This window comes from Myxococcus sp. RHSTA-1-4, from assembly GCF_020037125.1.
Taxonomy (GTDB): Bacteria; Myxococcota; Myxococcia; order Myxococcales; family Myxococcaceae; genus Myxococcus.
In genome coordinates this window covers 1-1527 of record NZ_JAIQDG010000114.1, presented here as the reverse complement: position 1 = coordinate 1527, position 1527 = coordinate 1, and the positions used below count along the sequence as shown (strand labels likewise).

Annotated in this window: 1 protein-coding gene; it reads right to left on the bottom strand. The window is 71.2% G+C overall.

Annotated elements, in window-relative coordinates; translation table 11 throughout:
* Positions 1-1527: amino acid adenylation domain-containing protein (locus K8638_RS44150; RefSeq protein WP_223760805.1), on the bottom strand; the 1527-nt coding region annotated here is incomplete at both ends.

Below are 1527 nucleotides of genomic sequence, written 5' to 3'. Positions count from 1 at the left end.
CGTCCTCGCGAGCGAGCACGACGGCGCGTCGGACGCCGGGGAGGGCCTCCAGGGCGGACTCGATTTCGCCCAGCTCGATGCGGAAGCCGCGCAGCTTCACCTGGAAGTCGATGCGGCCGAGGAACTCCAGGGTGCCGTCGGGTAGCCAGCGCACCTTGTCACCGGTGCGGTACAGGCGCGCACCGGCCAGGCCCACGTCCGCATGCGGTGCTTCATCCGCGGCCGGTGCGCCGGAGAGGTGCGGCTGAGCCCCTGGCTCGGCGACGAACGGGTCCGGCACGAAGCGCTCGGCGGTGAGGTCCGGACGGTGGAGGTAGCCGCGAGCGACGCCGGCGCCGCCGATGAAGAGCTCTCCCGGAACACCGATGGGCACCGGCCGCAGGTGCTCGTCGAGGACGTAGACGCGCACGTTGGCCAGGGGGCCGCCGAGGGAGGGACGCGAGGCGCCGCGCACGGCGCGAGCGGTGGTGTCGACGGTGCACTCGGTGGGGCCGTAGACGTTGAAGCAGTGGATGAAGGGGTGGGCGGACAGCTTCGCCCAGAGGACTTCGTCGACGGCCTCGCCGCCCACGAGCACGCGCAACTGACGGTTGGCCGCGAGCCCCTCTTCCAGAAGCAGGCGCAGGTGGGAGGGAGAGCAGTCGAGCACGTCGAGGTGGTGCTTCTCGACCCAGGAGTTGAGGAGGGAGACGTCCTCGCGTGCGGCCTGTGGCACGACGCACAGGGCATGGCCGTCAGCCACCTGGATGAGCTGCTTGACGGAAGCGTCGAAGGCGAGGGGGGCGTTGAGGCTGACGCGCAGGGAGCCTTCGACACCGGCGTACACGGTGGAAGCGAGGGCGGCGCGCAGGTTCATCACGGAGGCGTGCTGAACCATGACGCCCTTGGGGCGGCCGGTGGAGCCGGAGGTGTAGATGACGTAGGCGAGGTGCTCGGGGGCGGTGATGCGGGACGGGTTGGCCTCGGACTCACGGGAGAGCGAGTCGAGCAGGAGGGAGTCGTCCAGGCACACGGGCTCCGCCGAGGAGCCGCCGAGGAGGGCTCTCAGGTGGAGCTGTGAGAGAGCGAGGCGGGCGCCGCAGTCCTGGAGCATGAAGGCGAGGCGCTCACGGGGGTAGGCGGGGTCCATGGGGACGTAGGCGCCGCCGGCCTTGAGGATGGCGAGGACGGCGACAACCATGTCGACGCCACGTTCCAGGCAGAGGGCGACGCGCACCTCGGGTCCGACGCCGCGAGCGCGCAGCCAGTGGGCGAGCTGGTTCGCACGGCGGTTGAGCTGAGCGAAGGAAAGCGAGGCGGCGTCGTCGAGGACGGCCAGCGCGTCGGGAGAGAGAGAGGCCTGAGCCTCGAAGCGCTCGTGGAGAGCGCCGCCCCAGGGAAGCGCGCGGCGGGTGTCATTCCAGCGAACGAGGAGCTGGTGGCGCTCGGAGGCTGGGAGCAGGGGCAGGTCGCCGACGCGAGTCTCCGGAGAGGAGACGGCGGCCTCCAGCAGGGTGGTGAGGTGCTCCACCATGCGGGCGATGGTGG